The sequence below is a fragment of the Frigoribacterium sp. VKM Ac-1396 genome (assembly GCF_015350895.1).
Lineage (GTDB): Bacteria > Actinomycetota > Actinomycetes > Actinomycetales > Microbacteriaceae > Frigoribacterium.
Map to the genome: position 1 here is coordinate 389973 of NZ_JADKSD010000001.1, position 18715 is coordinate 408687.

18 protein-coding genes are annotated in these 18715 nt (G+C 72.1%); all 18 read right to left on the reverse strand.

The features are described 5' to 3' along the window. Position 1: 1 nt before the first annotated feature. The 18 genes from hisG to efp all read right to left on the reverse strand — a co-directional run bounded on the left by hisG (position 2) and on the right by efp (position 18708). Positions 2 to 841, reverse strand: coding sequence for an ATP phosphoribosyltransferase (gene hisG / locus ITJ55_RS01880; RefSeq protein ID WP_056256362.1), 840 nt, complete (start codon positions 839 to 841; stop codon positions 2 to 4). Between the two features lie 64 nt (positions 842 to 905). Beyond that, complete coding sequence (locus ITJ55_RS01885) at positions 906 to 1169, reverse strand: phosphoribosyl-ATP diphosphatase (protein WP_056256365.1); 264 nt, start codon at positions 1167 to 1169, stop codon at positions 906 to 908. Next, positions 1166 to 1831 (reverse strand): ribulose-phosphate 3-epimerase, encoded by a 666-nt coding sequence (rpe, locus tag ITJ55_RS01890; protein WP_194593849.1) that lies wholly within the window; start codon positions 1829 to 1831, stop codon positions 1166 to 1168. The genes ITJ55_RS01885 and rpe overlap by 4 nt, the downstream gene beginning before the upstream one ends. A gap of 9 nt (positions 1832 to 1840) precedes the next feature. After that, positions 1841 to 3211, reverse strand: coding sequence for an RsmB/NOP family class I SAM-dependent RNA methyltransferase (locus tag ITJ55_RS01895; protein ID WP_194593850.1), 1371 nt, complete (start codon positions 3209 to 3211; stop codon positions 1841 to 1843). Beyond that, entirely contained in the window at positions 3208 to 4185 is a 978-nt protein-coding gene (fmt, locus tag ITJ55_RS01900; protein WP_194593851.1) for a methionyl-tRNA formyltransferase, read from the reverse strand. Before fmt ends, ITJ55_RS01895 begins: the two co-directional genes overlap by 4 nt. Before the next feature lie 15 nt (positions 4186 to 4200). Further along, positions 4201 to 6291 (reverse strand): primosomal protein N', encoded by a 2091-nt coding sequence (locus tag ITJ55_RS01905; protein WP_370543963.1) that lies wholly within the window; start codon positions 6289 to 6291, stop codon positions 4201 to 4203. A 2-nt stretch (positions 6292 to 6293) separates the two neighbouring features. Next, on the reverse strand, positions 6294 to 7520 hold the full coding sequence (gene metK, locus ITJ55_RS01910) for a methionine adenosyltransferase (protein ID WP_370544061.1): 1227 nt from the start codon (positions 7518 to 7520) through the stop codon (positions 6294 to 6296). Between the two features lie 126 nt (positions 7521 to 7646). After that, the gene (gene rpoZ, locus ITJ55_RS01915) at positions 7647 to 7913 is read right to left on the reverse strand and encodes a DNA-directed RNA polymerase subunit omega (protein ID WP_043592764.1); all 267 of its coding nucleotides are present in this window, start codon (positions 7911 to 7913) and stop codon (positions 7647 to 7649) included. Between the two features lie 77 nt (positions 7914 to 7990). Further along, positions 7991 to 8905 carry a guanylate kinase gene (gene gmk / locus ITJ55_RS01920; RefSeq protein ID WP_194593852.1) on the reverse strand — a complete coding sequence of 305 codons (915 nt, stop codon included), beginning with the start codon at positions 8903 to 8905 and terminating at the stop codon, positions 7991 to 7993. Beyond that, complete coding sequence (gene pyrF, locus ITJ55_RS01925; protein WP_194593853.1) at positions 8893 to 9747, reverse strand: orotidine-5'-phosphate decarboxylase; 855 nt, start codon at positions 9745 to 9747, stop codon at positions 8893 to 8895. Before pyrF ends, gmk begins: the two co-directional genes overlap by 13 nt. Beyond that, positions 9744 to 13019: a carbamoyl-phosphate synthase large subunit gene (gene carB, locus ITJ55_RS01930; protein WP_194593854.1), complete on the reverse strand. Its 3276-nt coding sequence runs from the start codon at positions 13017 to 13019 to the stop codon at positions 9744 to 9746. Before carB ends, pyrF begins: the two co-directional genes overlap by 4 nt. Further along, positions 13019 to 14203: a glutamine-hydrolyzing carbamoyl-phosphate synthase small subunit gene (gene carA / locus ITJ55_RS01935; protein ID WP_194593855.1), complete on the reverse strand. Its 1185-nt coding sequence runs from the start codon at positions 14201 to 14203 to the stop codon at positions 13019 to 13021. Before carA ends, carB begins: the two co-directional genes overlap by 1 nt. Then, positions 14196 to 14717 (reverse strand): hypothetical protein, encoded by a 522-nt coding sequence (locus ITJ55_RS01940; protein WP_194593856.1) that lies wholly within the window; start codon positions 14715 to 14717, stop codon positions 14196 to 14198. The genes carA and ITJ55_RS01940 overlap by 8 nt, the downstream gene beginning before the upstream one ends. Continuing rightward, on the reverse strand, positions 14714 to 16087 hold the full coding sequence (locus ITJ55_RS01945) for a dihydroorotase (RefSeq protein ID WP_370544062.1): 1374 nt from the start codon (positions 16085 to 16087) through the stop codon (positions 14714 to 14716). Before ITJ55_RS01945 ends, ITJ55_RS01940 begins: the two co-directional genes overlap by 4 nt. Further along, entirely contained in the window at positions 16081 to 17037 is a 957-nt protein-coding gene (locus tag ITJ55_RS01950; protein ID WP_194593858.1) for an aspartate carbamoyltransferase catalytic subunit, read from the reverse strand. Before ITJ55_RS01950 ends, ITJ55_RS01945 begins: the two co-directional genes overlap by 7 nt. Further along, on the reverse strand, positions 17034 to 17627 hold the full coding sequence (pyrR, locus tag ITJ55_RS01955; RefSeq protein ID WP_194593859.1) for a bifunctional pyr operon transcriptional regulator/uracil phosphoribosyltransferase PyrR: 594 nt from the start codon (positions 17625 to 17627) through the stop codon (positions 17034 to 17036). Before pyrR ends, ITJ55_RS01950 begins: the two co-directional genes overlap by 4 nt. A gap of 103 nt (positions 17628 to 17730) precedes the next feature. Beyond that, positions 17731 to 18141, reverse strand: coding sequence for a transcription antitermination factor NusB (nusB, locus tag ITJ55_RS01960; RefSeq protein ID WP_194593860.1), 411 nt, complete (start codon positions 18139 to 18141; stop codon positions 17731 to 17733). 3 nt (positions 18142 to 18144) lie between these two features. After that, positions 18145 to 18708, reverse strand: coding sequence for an elongation factor P (gene efp, locus ITJ55_RS01965; RefSeq protein ID WP_043592746.1), 564 nt, complete (start codon positions 18706 to 18708; stop codon positions 18145 to 18147). Positions 18709 to 18715: the final 7 nt, after the last annotated feature.

An 18715-nucleotide genomic window follows, 5' to 3' on the forward strand; every position in this document is an offset into this window, starting at 1 on the left:
GCTAGAGCCTCGCGGCGTGGATCGGGCTGACGAGGATGGCCCGGGCGCCGAGGTCGTAGAGGGCGTCCATCACCTGGTTCGTGTCGGCCCGCGGCACCATGACGCGGACGGCGGCCCAGTCGCGGTCGTGCAACGGCGAGACGGTCGGGGACTCCATGCCGCCCGCGACGGCCGTGGCGGCGTCGAGCTTGTCGACGGGCACGTCGTAGTCCATCAGCACGTACTGGCGGGCGACGAGGACGCCCTGGAGGCGCCGGTGCAGCACCGAGAGGCCGTCGACGTCGGCGTCGGACGAGATGAGCACGGCCGTCGACTCGAGGATGACCGGACCGAAGATCTCGAGCCCCGCGGCCCGCAGGGTGGCGCCGGTCGACACGACGTCGGCCACGGCGTCGGCGACGCCCAGCTGCACGGCGCTCTCGACGGCGCCGTCGAGGGGCACCAGCGTCGCGGTGACGCCGTGGCCCTCGAGGAACGTGCCGACGAGCCCGGCGTAGCTGGTCGCGACCCGCGTGCCCTGCAGCTGACGGAGGTCGGCGAAGCGTCCGGGAGGGCCGGCGAAGCGGAAGGTCGAGCCGCCGAAGTCGAGGGGGGCGACCTCGTGGGCGGGCGAGTGCGAGTCGAGCAGCAGGTCGCGGCCCGTGATGCCGACGTCGAGCGCGCCCGAGCCGACGTAGGTCGCGATGTCGCGGGGGCGGAGGTAGAAGAACTCGACGCCGTTGCGGGGGTCTTCGACGTGGAGGGTCTTGGGGTCTCGGCGACCGGTGTAGCCCGCCTCGGCGAGCATGGCGGAGGCGGTCTCGCTGAGCGAGCCCTTGTTGGGCACTGCGACGCGGAGCATGAGGTTCTCTGTCTGCTGGGGGGCCGCGCGGGCGGCGGGACGAACGGGGGTGACGGAGGCCGGCTCAGAGATGTCGGTAGACGTCGGCCGGGGTGATGCCCTTGGCGATCATCATGACCTGCAGGTGGTAGAGCAGCTGGGAGATCTCTTCGGCGGTCGCGACGTCGCCCTCGTACTCGGCGGCCATCCAGACCTCGGCGGCCTCTTCGACGATCTTCTTGCCGATCTGGTGCACGCCGGCGTCGAGCTCGGCCACGGTGCCCGAACCCTCGGGCCGGTCGCGGGCCTTGTCGCTGAGCTCGGAGTACAGGTCGTCGAAGGATTTCACGACGTCAAGGCTACCGTCGCGGCGGCGGCCCGGAGTGCAGCGATGTTCTCGGCGGGCGACCCGCCGTAGACCGCCGACCCCGCCACGACCGTGTCGGCACCGTTCTCGACCGCCGTGACGATCGTCTCGGTGGTGATGCCGCCGTCGACCTCGAGCCACACGTCGAGGCCCGAGGCGCGGACGGCGTCGCGCGCACGGGAGAGCTTGGCCATCGTCTCGGGCATGAAGGACTGCCCGCCGAAACCGGGCTCGACGGTCATGACGAGGATCATGTCGTACGCGTCGAGCGTCTGCAGGTAGGGCTCGAGGTCGGTGCCCGGCTTGACGGCGACGGAGGCGCGGGCCCCGTTGCTGCGGATCGCGCGGGCCGTCGCGACGGGGTCGACCGCGGCCTCGGCCGAGAACGTCACCGTGAACGCACCCGTCTCGGCGTACCGCGGCGCCCAGCGGTCGGCGTCGTCGATCATCAGGTGCAGGTCGAGCGGCACGGGGCTGACCTCGCCCAGGCGCTGCACGACCGGCAGGCCGAGGGTCAGGTTGGGGACGAAGTGGCCGTCCATGACGTCGACGTGGACCAGGTCGGCGTCGGCGATGCGCTGGAGGTCGCGCTCGAGGTTCGCGAAGTCGGCCGAGAGGATGCTGGGGCTGATGCGGATCGACACGGGACGAGCCTAGCGTCCGGCGCGACGCTCGATCAGGGCGACGAACATGGCGTCCGTGCCGTGCCGGTGGGGCCAGAGCTGCACGAACGGTGCCGACGCCAGGTCGACCCCTCGACCGGTGATGCGCTCGACCCCGGCCGTCGCGTCGAGCAGCGTCAGGTCGTCCTCGCGGCCGCGCAGGCCCGTCTCGACCACGCCGCGCGTCTCGGCGGTGTGCGGCGAGCAGGTGACGTAGGCGAGGACTCCCCCCGGGGCGAGCGCGTCGAGTGCGCTGGCGAACAGTCGCGACTGCAGGGCCGTGAGCTGACCGACGTCGGCCGGCTGCTTGCGCCACCGGGCCTCCGGTCGCCGCCGCAGGGCCCCCAGGCCGGTGCACGGGGCGTCGAGCAGGATGCGGTCGAACCCGCCGGGCCGTTCGACGCCGAACCGCGTGGCGTCGCCCTCGAGCACCTCGACGTCGCCGGGGACCGCCTCGAGGGCCTGCCGGACGAGACCCGCCCGGGCGGGGACGAGTTCGTTGGCCACGAGGTGGGCACCGGCGCGGGCGGCCTCGGCACCGAGCAGGGCGGCCTTGCCGCCGGGGCCGGCGCACATGTCGAGCCAGCGCTCGCCCGGCTCGGCGGGCCGGTGGCGACTGAGCAGCAGCGCGGCGAGTTGCGACCCTTCGTCTTGCACCCGGGCGCGGCCCTCTCGGACCGCCGCCAGCTGGGCGGGGTCTCCCCCGCCGCTCGTCGCCGCGAGCGGCGACAGGCGTCCGCTCGGCGCCCCGAGCTCGGACGCCTCGGCGAGCCCCGGCAGGGCCACGAGGCTCACCTTGGGGGCGTCGTTGTCGGCCGAGAGCAGGTCGACGAGCTCGCTCTCGCGCCCCTCGGCGGCGAGGGACCGGCGGAAGGCCCTCACCACCCATGCGGGGTGCGACCACTCGGCCGCGAGACGGTCGTCGTCACCGGTCGTGCCGGCCAGCACGCGCTCGCGCCACTCGTCGGCCGTCGATCGCGAGATGGTCCGGAGGACGCCGTTGACGAAGCCCGTGCCCGAACGGCTGCCCACCTGGCGGGCGAGCTCGACGCTCTCGTCGACGGCCGCGTGGACTGCCACGCGCGTCGAGAGCAGCTGGTGCGTGCCGAGTCGCAGGACGTCGAGGAGGGCGGGGTCGATGGCGTCGGTGGCCCGACGTGCGGCCAGGGCGATCACGCGGTCGTAATAGCCCCGGAGGCGCAAGGTGCCGTACGTGAGCTCGGTCGCCAACCCCGCGTCCTGCGCCCCGAGGCGTGCCCGGACGATGCGCTGCGGCAACAACAGGTTGGCGTACGCGTCGTCGTGCTCGACGGCCCGCAGGACGTCGAGGGCGACCTGGCGGGCGGGCTGGACTCGGCTCATGAGGTGCTCTTCGTGTCGGTGTCGATGTCGGTCGTACCGGGCGCGGCGGGGAGGGTCACACGGCGGTCCGCCGTGTCGGGCAGGCCACGCCACCAGTCGGCCGCCGACATCCCTTTCTTGCCGGCGGGCTGGACGCGGACGAGCTCGACGGGTGAGGAGGCGGTGCCCAGCAGCAGACGGCGGCCCCGGGACTCGAGGCGACCGGCCTCGAGGGGTGCCTCGTCCGCGGGCGTGACCCGCGCCTCCGTGACCTTGAGGCTCGTGCCGTCGAGGTCGACGCGGGCGCCGGGTTCTGGGGTCACCCCGCGGAAGCGGTCGATCAGCTCGGCGGCGGGTCTCGTGGCGTCGAGGTCGCCGTCGGCGAGGGTTAGCTTCGGGGCGAGGGTGACGTCGCCGGACTGCGGGGTCGCCCGGGCCGTGCCGTCGGCGAGGCGGTCGACCACCCCGCCGAGCAGGTCGGCGCCCGAGTGCGCGAGCTCGTCGAGCAGCTCGCCGGCGGTCTCGGTGCCGTCGAGCGGCCGCGTGAGCGTGCCGTAGAGGTCACCGGCGTCGAGTTCGGGGACGAGCCGGAACACCGCCGCCCCGGTCACGGTGTCGCCCGCCATGAGCGACCGCTGCACGGGGGCGGCGCCTCGCCAGGCCGGCAGCAACGAGAAGTGCAGGTTGATCCAGCCGAGCCGGGGCATGCCGAGCAGGGGTTCGCGCAACAGGGCCCCGTAGGCCACCACGACGCCGAGGTCGGGTTCGAGGGCGGTCAGCTCGGCCGTGACCTCGGGGGTGAGACGACGCGCCTTGACGACGGGCAGGCCCAGGCGGTCCGCCTCGAGGGCGACGGGGGTGGGCGTGAGGACGCGTCGGCGGCCCTGCGGGGTGTCGTCGCGGGTCAGCACCGCGACGATCTCGTGGGGGCCCGCGGCGAGGGCGGTGAGCGAGGGCACGGCAGCGGACGGGCTGCCGGCGAAGACGAGGCGCATGGGGTTCCTGGCGGGTCAGTCGGCGAACGGCTCGACGTCGTCGAACCGCACTCTGAGTGTAGGGACGGCTCTCGTGCGCTTCTGACCGAGGGCCTTGCGGCGGTCGGTCGCCGCACGAATCACCTGCGACCGGAGGGCGAGGGCCACGTCGTGGCCCCGGGAGTAGTCGAAGCGGACGATGGCCCGGACGCCCGTGGCCTCGACGTCGACGGGGCCGAGGGTCTCGGCCCGGACCTCGTCGGGCAGGTCGTCGAGGGCCCGGGCGACGGTCTCGACGGTGCCGGTCACGGTCGCCACCCGGACGGCGGGCGGGAACCGCAGGATCCGACGGTCGGCGAGCTCGGCCGAGACGAAGCGCGCGAGCTCCCAGGTGGCGAGGGCCGAGGCGATGGCCCCACCCACGCCGACCAGGACGACCGGCGCGCGACGGGCGGCCAGGGCCGTCGCGTTGGCCCACCAGCGCAGGCAGTCCTCGGCGACGCGGAGGCTCTCACGGGCGAGCATGCGTTCACCGTCGAGCAGCAGGACGGCGCGGTAGCCACCCGGTGCGACCGGCTCGGCGCCCCGCGTGGCGACCACGATGGCCGGGGCGTCGTCGACGTGGGTCAGGGCCCGGGCGCCGTCGGAGACGATGATCCGCACCCCGGGGAACGCCTTGCCGAGCTCGTCCGCCGTGCGGGAGGCGCCGGTCCCGACGGCGCGCATGCGCGTGCCCTCGCAGGTGCGGCAGTGCCACGAGACGGCTAACGCGCCGCACCAGGCACAGGCGGGGGTGGCCCCGCGCTCGCGCTGCTGGAGGGGGCCGTTGCACCGCAGGCAACGGGCCGTGTCGCCGCAGTCCACGCAGGCGAGGCGCGGCGAGTAGCCCGGCGAGGCGACCTGGATGAGGACCGGCCCGTGCTCGACGGCGGCCCTCGCCTCGGCGTACGCGGACGAGGGGATGCGGGCCTGCGCGGCGAAACCGTCGGACGCCGCCTGACGGACGGTGGGCACGACTCGGGGCTGGTAACGCGGATCGGGGCGCACCTCGGCGAGGAACCCGATCTCGACCAGGCGCTGCACGTCGGTGCTTCGCGAGTGACCGAGGAACACCAGTGCGGTGTCTTGCTGGTCCTGCCGCAGGAGCGCCGTGTCGCGGGCGTGCACGTAGGGCGCCAGCGGCTCGCCGAACGACGGGTCGCCGTCGTCGAACACCACCACGACCCCGAGGCGCGCCGAGGGCGCGAGCAGCACCGACCGGTTGCCGACCACGACGACGGGCTCGTGGCCTCGAGCACGGAGCAGCGCCCGGTACCGGTCGGCGTTGGACTGCCGGGAGTCGAGGCGGACGATGCGGTCGGGCGGGAGGACGGCGGCGAGGGCCTGCAGGACGTGCTCTTCGTCGCGGTAGTCGGGGACGGCGACGATGGCGTTGTCGCCCGCGTCGAGTGCGACGGCGGCGAGCTGTGCCGCGGTCAGGGCCCAGTGCCCGACCCACGAGCCGTCCGGCAGCTCGACGAGCAGGGGCACGGCGTCGACCGCGGCCCGGCCACGGGCCCTGACGAGACCGACCAGGTCGGTCGACCGGTAGCCGACGACCCCCGGTGACGCATCGGTCTCGGTCTCGCCCTCGGCCTCGGCCTCGACCTCGCCCTCGGCCTCGTCGGCGGAGGGGGTGGGCGCCCGCGCCGGTCGGGGCGTCGCCGTCGACAGCTCGGGGGGCGTCGCCGTGGCGGCGAGGTGGGCCTTCTCGACCCGGACCTGCCGGGGCGGCACGGCCAGTCGGACCACGTCGCTGGCGGAACCGCCGGCCCGGTCGGCCACGGCCCGTGCGAGTCGCCACACCTCGGGCGCCAGGACCGAGACGGTCGACACGACGTCGTCGATCTCGCTCAGGTCGCCGGCGTGTTCGGAGGACGAGGCGACCTCGACCACGAACCCGTCGGCGATGCGACCCGCCGAGCGGAGCGGCACCCTGACGCGGATGCCCGGCGACACCTGCTCACGGAGCCGCTCGGGGACGGCGTAGTCGAACAACCGGTCGAGCTGCGGCAGGGGCGACTCGACCATCACCCGGACGACGCGCGGGCCGCCCTCGACGGGCGGCGTGTCGGCGACCGCCGGCACGGTCAGAGCCCGGCGGCGGCCCGGAGGGCGTCGACGCGGTCGAGCGCCTCCCAGGTGAAGTCGGGCAGGTCGCGACCGAAGTGGCCGTAGGTCGACGTGGCGGCGTAGATCGGCCGCAGCAGGTCGAGGTCGCGGATGATCGCGGCCGGGCGGAGGTCGAAGACCGAGCGGATGGCGGCCGTGATGACGTCGTCGCCCACGTGGCCGGTGCCGAAGGTCTCGACGTACAGGCCGACGGGGGCCGCGCGGCCGATCGCGTAGGCCACCTGCAGTTCGAGTCGGTCGGCGAGGCCGGCGGCGACGGCGTTCTTCGCGACCCACCGCATGGCGTAGGCGGCCGAGCGGTCGACCTTCGAGGGGTCCTTGCCCGAGAAGGCCCCGCCGCCGTGCCGGCTCGCCCCGCCGTAGGTGTCGACGATGATCTTGCGACCGGTGAGGCCGGCGTCGCCCTGCGGGCCGCCGATCTCGAAGCGACCCGTCGGGTTGATGATGAACCGGGTGTCGGCCGACGACAGGCCCGCCTCGTCGAGGACGGGCCGGATGACGTGCTCGACGACGTCGGACTCGAGCTGTTCGCTCGAGACGGCGGGCGAGTGCTGCGTGGACAGCACGACGGTGTCGACGGTCTTCGGGACGACGCCGTCGTAGCCCACCGTGACCTGGGTCTTGCCGTCGGGCCGGAGGTAGTCGAGGGTGCCCGACTTGCGCACGGCCGCGAGACGTTCGGCCAACCGGTGGGCGAGCCAGACCGGGAGGGGCATGAACTGGGGCGTCTCGTTGGTGGCGTAACCGAACATGATGCCCTGGTCGCCGGCACCCTGACGGTTCAGCAGGTCGTCGTCACCGCCGCGCGCCTCGAGGGCCGTGTCGACGCCCTGGGCGATGTCGGGAGACTGCGACCCGATGGAGACCTCGACGCCGCAGGTGCGACCGTCGAAGCTGACGGCCGACGAGTCGTAGCCGATGCCCACGATGAGGTCGCGCACGATCGTGGGGATGTCGACGTAACCCTTGGTGGTGACCTCGCCGGCGACGTGCACCAGCCCCGTGGTGACCATCGTCTCGACCGCGACCCGACTGGCGGGGTCGACGGCGAGCAACGCGTCGAGGATGCCGTCCGAGATCTGGTCGCAGATCTTGTCGGGGTGGCCCTCGGTGACCGACTCGGACGTGAACAGTCGCAGTGAGGTCGGTGCGGTCGTGGCGGGGTCGGTCGTCGTGTCGGTCAGGGTCACGGTGTTCCTCTGGGTGTCGTGCGGGGGTGCGGACGCGATGAGGCCCCGCGGGATGGACTCCCGGGGGCCTCGTCAGATGATAGGACCGACCACCGTCACGGCGCTGGTCGTGTCGTCGCGCTACTCGGCGGGAGCGGCGAGCGGCTTCACCTCGAGCTTGTCTTCGTTGATCTCGTGCATGGCGACCGAGAGCGGCTTGTCGTCGATCGAGCTGTCGACCAGGGGGCCGACGTTGTCGAACAGGCTGCCCTCGTGCAGGTCGGCGTAGTAGTCGTTGATCTGGCGGGCGCGCTTCGAGGCGAAGATGACGAGCGCGTACTTCGACTCGACCTTCGACAGCAGCTCGTCGATGGGGGGATCGATGATGCCCTGGTTCTTGTCGGCCATTGGTTGCTCCTCGTGTCGATGGGGGTGGGTGCCGGCACCGCTCGGGACGAGCGTGGGCACCGAGATCGGGGCGCGGGTCACGCGCGGGTGCGGCCCGGTTCGGGCGCAGTCATCAATTCTACGACCTCGCGGGCCGCTTCGGCCACGTCGTGGTTCACGACACGCGCGTCGAACTCGTCCTGGGCGGCCAGCTCGACCTTCGCGGTCTCGAGACGGCGCTGCTGCTCGGAGGCGTCCTCGGTGCCTCGACCGATGAGGCGACGGACGAGCTCGTCCCAGGTCGGGGGCAGCAGGAAGACCAGCACCGCCTCGGGCATCGCGGCGCGGACGAGCCGGGCGCCCTGCAGGTCGATCTCGAGCAGGACGCTGCGGCCCTCGGTCAGGGCGGCGTCCAGAGGGGGCCGTGGGGTGCCGTAGCGGTACGAGTTGTGGACGGTCGCGTACTCGAGCAGCTCGCGGTCGCGGATCATCCGGTCGAACTCGGCGTCGTCGACGAAGTAGTAGTGGACGCCGTCCACCTCGCCCGGTCGCGGGGCGCGCGTCGTGGCGGAGACGCTGAGGTGCACGTCCGGGTAGTTCTCGCGGATGTAGGTCGAGACCGTGCCCTTGCCCACGGCTGTGGGGCCGGCGAGCACGACGAGCCGGGACCGGAGGCGCCCCTTGGCCTCGCGGGCGGCCAGCCAGTCCCCGAGGATGCGCCGTTGGCGGACGCCGAGCCCACCGACGCGCTTCGATTCGGCGATGCCGAGCTCGGTCATGATGCGGGCGACCCGGGTGGGTCCGATGCCCGGGATGCTCGTGAGCAGCTCGCGGACCCGCAGCGAGCCCTCGGGGCTCGTGGGCTCGCCCGCCCAGGCCGTCTCGGCGACGTCGAGGGCGCTCCGGCTGCGGGAGGCGACGGCGTTCTTGACGGTCGCACGCCCGCGCCGAGCGGCCACGGCGGCCCGGGCCGCGGCGGCCCGGTCGACCGGCGGGGGCGTCAGGCGAGGCACGAGCGCACCTGGTCGGCGTCGCGACGGACGGCTTCGGCGAACCCGGCGGGACCCGCCGAGAGGAGTGCCCGCGAGGCGGAGACGAGCACGGCCCCCGCCGCGGCACCGAACAGGCGGGGCAGGTCGGCGTACGAGGCTCCCTGGTGCCCGAACCCCGGGGCGAGGACGGGCGTCGTCGTCAGCCGGGCGGCGTCGATGCCGTAGTCGTCGAGGTCGACGGTGGCGCCGAGCACGAGGCCGACGCTGCCGAACGGGGCGTCGCCCGCCGTCTGGTTGTCAAGGAGCACGTCGTCGACGATACCGCTCGCGACGGTGCCCTCCGCGCCGTGGTCGTCGGTGCGGACGGCCGTCTGCGTGGTCAGCGCCTCGACGTTCGACGTCGCGGCCAGGACGAAGACGCCGGCGTCGGCGGCGCGTGCGCGGCCCACCAACCCGGCCATGGAGCCGAAGCCCAGGTAGGGCGACACGGTGAGCGCGTCCACCCGCAAGGGCGACGACCGGTCGAACCACGCCTCGCCGTAGGCGTCCATGGTCGTGCCGATGTCACCGCGCTTGGCGTCGCCGATCTGCAGGAGGCCACGATCGCGTCCCGCGGCGAGGACGTCCTCGAGTGCCGCGAAGCCCGCGGAGCCCCACCGTTCGAAGAACGCCACCTGCGGCTTGACGATCGACGCCGATCCGGCGACGCCGTCGACGACCCGCAGGCCGAACTCGCGCACGCCCGCCGCACCGGCGGGAAGCCCCCATTGCTCGAGCAGGTAGGGGTGCGGGTCGATGCCGACGCACAGCGGACCGGTCGCGGCGAAGGCCGCCGCGAGCCGGTCGCCGAACGACGAGCTCACCGTCGTGCCGCCCGGGCGAGACCGTAGTCCTGCAGGCTCGTCACCTCGAGGTCGCTCTGGACGGCCTCGATCGACGCCACGGCGGCACCGAGCTGCGCGATGGTGGTGAAGAGCGCCTTGTCGGCCGCGACGGTCGCCGCGCGGATCTCGTAGCCGTCCGCCCGGGCGGACGACCCGCTCGGGGTGTTGATCACGATGTCGACCTCGTCGGCGTTGATCAGGTCGACGACCGAGTGGCCCCCGGCGCTGAACTTCTCGACGGTGTCGGCGTGGATGCCGTTGCGGACGAGGACCGTGGCGGTCCCCTCGGTCGCCAGGATGCGGAACCCGAGCTGCTGGAGGCGCAGCACCGGCAGGACGATCGCGCGCTTGTCGCGGTCGGCCACGCTCACGAAGACGGTGCCCGACGTGGGCAGGCCGCCGTACGCGGCGGTCTGGCTCTTGGCGAAGGCCCGCGGGAAGTCGCGGTCGATGCCCATGACCTCACCCGTGGAGCGCATCTCGGGGCTGAGGACGCTGTCGACGACCTGCCCCTCTTTCGTTCGGAACCGCTTGAAGGGCAGCACGGCCTCCTTCACCGAGATCGGCGAGTCGAGCGGCACGTCGGAGCCGTCCTGGGCGGGCAGCAGGCCGCTGTCGACGAGCTCACGGACGCTGCGACCGACCATGACGAGCGAGGCGGCCTTGGCCAGCGGGATGCCCAGGGCCTTCGAGACGAAGGGAACCGTCCGGCTGGCCCGGGGGTTGGCCTCGATGACGTAGAGCACGCCGGCGGCGATCGCGAACTGCACGTTGAGCAGGCCGGACACGCCGATGCCCTTCGCGATCGCGAGCGTGGCCTCGCGGACGCGGTCGATCTCGCCCTTGCCGAGGGTGACGGGCGGGAGGGTGCAACTCGAGTCGCCCGAGTGGATGCCGGCCTCCTCGATGTGCTCCATGATGCCGCCGACGTAGAGCTCGGTGCCGTCGTAGAGCGCGTCGACGTCGATCTCGACGGCGTCGTCCAGGAAGCGGTCCACGAGCAGGGGGGCGTCGGGGCCGATGATGGCCTGGTCCGCGACCCGCTCGAAGTAGTCCGCCAGCGAGGGGCTGTCGTAGACGATCTCCATGCCGCGGCCGCCGAGGACGTACGACGGACGCACCAGCACCGGGTAGCCGATCTCTTCGGCCACGGCGACCGCGCTGTCGTAGTCGGTGGCCGTGCCGTTGCGCGGGGCGAGCAGGCCGGCCGCGTCGAGGATGCCCTGGAACAGCCCGCGCTCTTCGGCGGAGTCGATGGCCTCCGGCGTCGTGCCGAGGATGGGCACGCCCGCGGCCTCGAGCCCCTTCGACAGGCCGAGGGCCGTCTGGCCGCCGAGCTGCACGACGACGCCGACGAGTTCGCCCCCGGCGCTCTCGGCGTGGACGACCTCGAGGACGTCCTCGAGCGTCAACGGCTCGAAGTACAGCCGGTCGCTCGTGTCGTAGTCGGTCGAGACGGTCTCGGGGTTGCAGTTGATCATGATCGTCTCGAACCCTGCGTCGCTCAGCGCGAAGCTGGCGTGCACGCACGAGTAGTCGAACTCGACTCCCTGGCCGATCCGGTTGGGGCCCGAGCCGAGGATGATCACCTTGCGCCGGTCGCTCGCGACGACCTCGGTCTCGGTGTCGTAGCTCGAGTAGTGGTACGGGGTCAGGGCGGGGAACTCCCCCGCGCAGGTGTCGACGGTCTTGAAGACGGGACGCACGTCGAGCGCGTGACGGTGGTCGCGCACCTGCTGTTCGGAGAGCCCGCGCAACTGGCCGATCTGGTCGTCGCTGAAGCCGTGGTCCTTCGCCAGCACGAGGGTGTCCGCGTCCAGCTCGGCGGCCGTGGCGACCTGCTCGGCGACCTCGTTGATCAAGACCACCTGGTCGATGAACCAGGGGTCGATCTTCGTCGCGTCGAAGACCTGTTCGGCGGTCGCGCCGGCCCGGAGGGCCTGCTGGACGGTGACGATGCGACCGTCGGTGGGCGTCGCGGCCAACGCGAGCAGCGCCTCCTGGTCGCCGGGCTCGCCCTGCCAGTGGAAGCTCGAGCCGCGCTTCTCGAGCGAGCGCAGCGCCTTCTGCAGCGCCTGCGTGAAGTTGCGGCCGAGGGCCATGGCCTCGCCGACGCTCTTCATGGTCGTCGTGAGCGTCGTGTCGGCGGCCGGAAACTTCTCGAACGCGAAGCGGGGCACCTTGACCACGACGTAGTCGAGCGTGGGCTCGAAGGAGGCGGGGGTCACCTTCGTGATGTCGTTCGGGATCTCGTCGAGACGGTACCCGAGGGCCAGCTTCGCGGCGATCTTCGCGATCGGGAACCCCGTGGCCTTGGACGCCAGGGCGCTCGAACGCGAGACGCGGGGGTTCATCTCGATGACGATCACGCGACCGTCGGCGGGGTCGACCGCGAACTGGATGTTGCAGCCGCCGGTGTCGACGCCCACGCGACGGATGATGTCGATGCTGATGTCGCGCAGGTTCTGGTACTCGCGGTCGGTCAGCGTCAAGGCCGGGGCCACGGTGATCGAGTCGCCGGTGTGCACGCCGACCGGGTCGACGTTCTCGATCGAGCAGACGACGACCGTGTTGTCGGCCGTGTCGCGCATCATCTCGAGCTCGTACTCCTTCCAGCCGAGGATGCTCTCCTCGAGCAGCACCTCGGTCGTCGGGCTCTGGTGCAGGCCGTCGGTGACCATGCGCACGAGTTCGTCGCGGGTGTAGGCGAAGCCGGAGCCCAGCCCACCCATGGTGAACGAGGGGCGGATGACGAGGGGGTAGCCGAGGTCCTCGGCGTACTCGACGGCCTGGTCGACGGTCGTGGCGATGTACGACTTGGCGACGTCGGCACCCGACTCGAGGACGAGCTTCTTGAACAGCTGGCGGTCCTCGCCCTTCTGGATGGCCTCGACCTTGGCGCCGATCAGCTCGACGCCGTGCTTGGCGAGGATGCCTTCCTCGTCGAGGGCGATGGCGGCGTTGAGGGCCGTCTGCCCGCCGAGGGTCGGCAGGATCGCGTCGGGACGCTCCTTGACGATGATCGCCTCGAGCACCTCGGACGTGATGGGCTCGATGTAGGTGGCGTCGGCGAAGTCGGGGTCGGTCATGATCGTCGCCGGGTTGGGGTTCACGAGGATCACGCGCACCCCCTCTTCGCGGAGGACGCGGCAGGCCTGGGTGCCCGAGTAGTCGAACTCGGCCGCCTGACCGATGACGATCGGCCCGGAGCCGATCACGAGGACGGAGTTGATGTCAGCGCGCTTGGGCATCAGTTGCTGCTTTCGATGTCGGAGCCGAAGTCGACGGCCCGGCCGGACTTCCGGGCGGCGACCGCCTCGCGGAAGCGGTCGAAGAGGTGGTTGCTGTCGTGGGGACCGGCGGCGGCCTCGGGGTGGTACTGCACCGAGAACGCGGGGATGTCGAGGGCTCGCAGGCCCTCGACCACCTGGTCGTTGAGGCTGTAGTGGCTGACCTCGACGCGGCCGAAGCCGGCCGGCGACTCGAGCACGCCCTCGATCGGCGCGTCGACGGCGAAGCCGTGGTTCTGGCTGGTGATCTCGACCTTGTTCGTGGTCTTGTCGAGCACCGGCTGGTTGATGCCGCGGTGGCCGAACGGCAGCTTGTAGGTGCCGAACCCGAGGGCGCGGCCGAACAACTGGTTGCCGAAGCAGATGCCGAAGTACGGCAGGCCGTCGCGCAGGGCACCCTGCAGCAGCTCGACCTGCGAGTCGCTCGCGGCCGGGTCGCCGGGGCCGTTCGAGTAGAAGAGGGCGTCGGGGGCGAGGGCGCGCAACTCGTCGAGGGTGGTCGACTGCGGCAGCACGTGCACCTGGAAGCCGCGCTGCGCCAGGTAGCGCAGGGTCGAGGTCTTCACGCCCAGGTCGAGCACGGCCACCGAGCCGACGCGGTCGCCCTCGGCCGGCAGCACGTACGGCTCGACCGTCGACACCTGGCTCGAGAGGTTGAGGCCCCTCATGTCGGCACCTTCGGTGACGAGGGCGAGCTGCTCGGCGGGGTCGAGCTCGGCGTCGGCGCCACTGAACACGCCGCCCTTCATCGAACCGACGTCGCGCAGGCGCCGGGTCACGGCCCGCGTGTCGATGCCACGGATGCCCACGATGCCGTCGGTGACGAGCTGGTCGTCAAGGCTGCCCTGTGCCCGGTGGTTCGAGACCACGCGGCTGGCGTCGCGCACGACGTAGCCGGCGACCCAGATGCGGCGCGACTCGGGATCGGTGTCGTTCACACCGGTGTTGCCGATGTGCGGCGCCGTCATGACGACGATCTGGCCGGCGTACGAGGGGTCGGTGAGCGTCTCTTGGTAGCCGGTCATGCCGGTCGCGAAGACGACCTCGCCGAGGGTGCGTCCGACGGCGCCGTAGGCGCGCCCGACGTACCGGGTGCCGTCGGCGAGGACCAGCACGGCCCTGTCGGTGGTGGAGGCGTCAGTCAATGGTCTTCTCCTTGGTGGTGCCGGCCCCGGGGGCCGTGGGGACGAGGGGGCGGATCGCGTCGACGACCGGCGCGGGGTCGTCGGGGATGCGCAGGTAGGTGTCGAGGTCGACGTCGCCGAGGCGCCAGCCGACGAGCACCAGGCCGTCGCGCTCGACGACGCGGTCGATCGTCCAGGTGGCGCGGTCGACGCCTCGCAACGAGGAGGCGCGGATCAGCACGGCCGGTTCGCCCGCGATCTCGAGGCGGACGCCCTCGGCGTGGACGGACACGATGGCACGGCCGCGGAAGCCGAGACCGTGCACGACCACGCGGTCGAGCGGGTCGCCGCCCCGCGAGGTCGCGACGTAGAAGGCGTCGACCGCGACGGAGGGGTCGGACAGGTCGTCGGGCGCCCGGTCGGGGGCCGGGATGTCGGACTGGCGGCGACCGCGCGCCCGCCACGCCCGGGCCATCAGTGCGATCAACAGCCCGACGCCGACGAGGATGAGCGCGGCGATGATCCACTGGCTCACCGGGCGGTCGCCCCCTCGGCGGCGGCGAGGGCCGCCGCGCTGTCGACCCGTCGGGCCGCGTGCGCGACCACGTCGTCGTCGACGACGCTGCCGTCGACCACGGTCGCGTAGCCCTGGTGGAAGGTGGCCCGCACCTGCCCGGGCAGCACGCGCCCGAGGTAGGGCGAGTTGCGGCTCTTGCCCGCGAGGTGCTCGGTGGAGAACGTGCGGGTCACCCCACGATCGTAGAGCGTGAGCTCGGCGGGCTCGCCCACGGCGAGGGGACGCCCGTGCCCGGCGACCTGGCCGATGGCGGCCGGTGCGATCGACATCACCCGGGCCACGTCGGTCCAGCCGATCGCCCCCGTCTCGACCATGGTGTGGTGCACGACCGACAGGGCCGACTCGAGACCGACCATGCCGTTGGCAGCGGCATCCCATTCGCAGCACTTGGCCTCGGACGTGTGCGGAGCGTGGTCGGTGGCCACGATGTCGATCGTGCCGTCGGCGAGTGCGCCGCGGAGGGCCTCGACGTCTTCGGCACGGCGGAGCGGCGGGTTCACCTTGTAGCGCGAGTCGTAGCCCGAGACGAGGTCTTCGGTGAGCAGGAGGTGGTGCGGCGTGACCTCGGCGGTGACCTCGATGCCGCGCGACTTCGCCCACCGGATCACCTCGACGCTGCCGGCCGTCGACACGTGGCAGACGTGCAGGCGTGCACCGACGTGGTCGGCGAGCAGCACGTCGCGGGCGATGATCGCCTCTTCGGCGACCGCGGGCCAGCCGCCGAGGCCCAGCTCGGCCGACAGCGCACCCTCGTTCATCTGGGCGCCCTCGGTGAGCCTCGGTTCTTGGGCGTGCTGGGCGAGGACTCCCCCGAACCCCTTGATGTACTCGAGGGCCCGGCGCATGAGGAGCGGATCGGCCACGCACGAACCGTCGTCGGAGAACACCCGGACGGCGGCGCGCGAGCGGGCCATCGCGCCGATCTCGGAGAGGTGCGTGCCCTTCAGCCCCTGGCTGACGGCGCCGATGGGGCGGACGGTGACGAAGCCGGCGCGCTCCCCCAGCGCCTGCACCTGCTCGACCACTCCCGCCGTGTCGGCGACGGGTGAGGAGTTGGCCATGGCGTTGACGGCCGTGTAGCCGCCGGCCGCGGCCGCCCGCGAGCCGGTCAGCACGGTCTCGCTGCCCTCACCCCCGGGCTCGCGCAGGTGGGTGTGGAGGTCGACGAGGCCGGGCAGCAGCAGCAGGCCGTCGGCGTCGGTGACCGTCGCGCCGACGGCGCTGAGGCCGGAGCCGAGTTCGACGACGACGCCGTCACGGACGACGACGTCGGTCGAGGTCCCGTCGACGGTCTCGGCGCCCCGGATGAGGTGGGTGGTGGTCACGATGCGTCCTCTCGGTCGCCGGCGAGGGTGAGGTAGAGCACGGCCATGCGGACGGCGACGCCGTTCGTGACCTGCTCGCGGACGGTCGACCGCGGCGAGTCGGCGGCCTCGTCGCTGATCTCGAGGCCGCGGTTCATCGGGCCGGGGTGCATGACGAGGGTCGTCTCGGGCAACGACCGGAACCGTGCCGCCCCGAGCCCCCACGACCGGGCGTACTCGCGCGGGTTCGGGAAGAACGCGTCGTTCATGCGCTCCTGTTGGATGCGCAGCATCATGACGACGTCGGGCCGGATCTCGACGAGGGCCGCGTCGAGGTCGTAGCGGACGGCGACGCCGAACCTGCTGACGTCGACCGGGACGAGCGTGGGAGGCGCGACCACGGTCACGTGCGCACCGAGCGTCCTCAGCAACCACGCGTTCGAGCGGGCGACCCGCGAGTGCAGGATGTCACCGACGATCATGACCTCGACGCCGTCGAGGTCGCGACCCCGGCTGCCGGCCCCGTGCACGCGTCGGCGGATGGTGAACGCGTCGAGCAGGGCCTGGGTGGGGTGCTCGTGCGTCCCGTCGCCGGCGTTGACGATGCCGGCGTCGACCCAGCCGCTGTCGGCGAGCACCCGGGGAGCACCGCTCGACGGGTGTCGGATCACGATCCCGTCGGCCCCCATGGCCGCGAGGGTCTGGGCCGTGTCTTTCAGGGACTCGCCCTTCGAGACGCTCGAGCCCTTCGCGGCGAAGTTGATGACGTCGGCGCTGAGTCGCTTCGCGGCCGCCTCGAACGAGATGCGGGTGCGGGTGCTGTCCTCGTAGAAGAGGTTCACGACCGTGATGCCGCGGAGGGTCGGGAGCTTGCGCACCTCGCGGGTGGCGACGTCGGCCATGTCCTCTGCCACGTCGAGCACGCGGATCGCGTCGTCGCGCGAGAGGTCGGCGGTGCTGAGCAGGTGCCTCATCGGTTCGCCCCCGGGGTGGTGACGGGCGCCGGGTCGGCACCCGCGCCTCCTGCGCCGGCGCCGTCGTCGATGGCGACGAGTTCGTCGGCGTCGACGCCGTGCAGGCGCACGAAGATGCGCTCGACCGTCGAGGTCGGCAGGTTCTTGCCCACGAAGTCGGCGCGGATCGGCAGCTCGCGGTGGCCGCGGTCGACCAGGACGGCGAGACGCACGGCGCGAGGGCGACCGATCGAGCTCAGGGCGTCGAGGGCGGCCCGGATGGTGCGACCCGAGTAGAGGACGTCGTCGACGAGGACGACGGTCTTGCCGTCGATGCCGCCGGAGGGCACCGAGGTGGGTCGGGGCGAGCGCGTGGGCTGGCGGCGGAGGTCGTCTCGGTACATCGTGACGTCGACCGAGCCGACGGGCACGGGACTGCCCGAGATGCTCGAGAGGGTCTCGGCGAGGCGGTCGGCCAGGACCACGCCCCGCGTCGGGATGCCCAGGACGACCAGGTCGTCGGCGCCCTTGTTGGACTCGAGGATCTCGTGCGAGATGCGCGTGAGGGCACGCGCGATGTCAGCCTGACTCAGCACGGTGCGGGTGCTCAATCGGACCTCCTTCCCCGCCTCTCGGGACGGAATTTAAAGGATGTCGGTGTGGATGGCTCGAGCCTACCGGTTCGTCGACGAGCGGCGGACCGGCCGGCCGTGGTCAGCCGCCGGTCGCGATGCGGCCGAGCAGGCCGTTGACGAACGAGGCCGAATCGTCGGTGCTGAGCGTCTGGGCCAGGTCGACGGCCTCGCTGATCGCCACGGCGTCAGGGATCTCGTCGTTGTGGCGGAGCTCCCAGATGCCGATGCGGATGATGCCCCGGTCGAGGGTCGGCATCCGCGCGAGGGTCCAGCCCTGCGAGTACGTCTCGATCAGTTCGTCGATCTCGTCGCGGTGGTCGATGACGCCCTGGACGATGTCTCGGGCGTAACCCCAACTCGAGCCGCGCTCGGGCTGGTCGAGGGCCCGCTGGGTCTCGGCGACGAGGGCGTCGGTCATGCTGATCTGGCGGATGTCGGCGACGTACAGGACGTCGAGGGCGCGTTTGCGCGCCTTGGTGCGTGCGCTCACCGACTAGTCGTTGACGCGGCCGAGGTAGCCGCCGTCGCGCGTGTCGACCTTGACCTTGGTGCCCGTCTCGAGGAAGAGCGGGACCTGGATCTCGTAGCCGGTCTCGACGGTGGCGGGCTTGGTGCCGCCGGTCGAGCGATCGCCCTGGAGACCCGGCTCGGTGTAGGTGACCTCGAGGATGACCGAGGCGGGCAGCTCGATGTAGAGGGGGTCGCCGTCGTGCAGGGCCATCTGGACGTTCTGGTTCTCGAGCATGAAGTTCTTCGCGTCGCCGACGATCGTGGCGGGCACGTTGATCTGGTCGTAGTCGCTGGTGTCCATGAACACGTAGCCGTCGGCCTCGGCGTAGAGGTACGTGTACTCGCGGCGGTCGACGTTGGCGAAGTCGATCTTGGTGCCGGCGTTGAAGGTCTTGTCGACGACCTTGCCCGACATGACGTTCTTCATCTTGGTGCGGACGAACGCGCCACCCTTGCCCGGCTTGACGTGCTGGAACTCGATGACGTTCCAGAGTTGGCCGTCGAGGTTGAGGACGGCACCGTTCTTGATGTCGTTGGTAGTCGCCATGCGCGGA

Excerpts from the sequence above, each read along its gene's own strand:
- ITJ55_RS01950 (WP_194593858.1), bottom strand. The coding sequence starts at position 17,037 with ATGAGGCACCTGCTCAGCACCGCCGACCTCTCGCGCGACGACGCGATC.
- carB (WP_194593854.1), bottom strand. The coding sequence starts at position 13,019 with ATGCCCAAGCGCGCTGACATCAACTCCGTCCTCGTGATCGGCTCCGGG.
- hisG (WP_056256362.1), bottom strand. The coding sequence starts at position 841 with ATGCTCCGCGTCGCAGTGCCCAACAAGGGCTCGCTCAGCGAGACCGCC.
- ITJ55_RS01895 (WP_194593850.1), bottom strand. The coding sequence starts at position 3,211 with ATGAGCCGAGTCCAGCCCGCCCGCCAGGTCGCCCTCGACGTCCTGCGG.
- fmt (WP_194593851.1), bottom strand. The coding sequence starts at position 4,185 with ATGCGCCTCGTCTTCGCCGGCAGCCCGTCCGCTGCCGTGCCCTCGCTC.
- efp (WP_043592746.1), bottom strand. The coding sequence starts at position 18,708 with ATGGCGACTACCAACGACATCAAGAACGGTGCCGTCCTCAACCTCGAC.
- rpoZ (WP_043592764.1), bottom strand. The coding sequence starts at position 7,913 with ATGGCCGACAAGAACCAGGGCATCATCGATCCCCCCATCGACGAGCTG.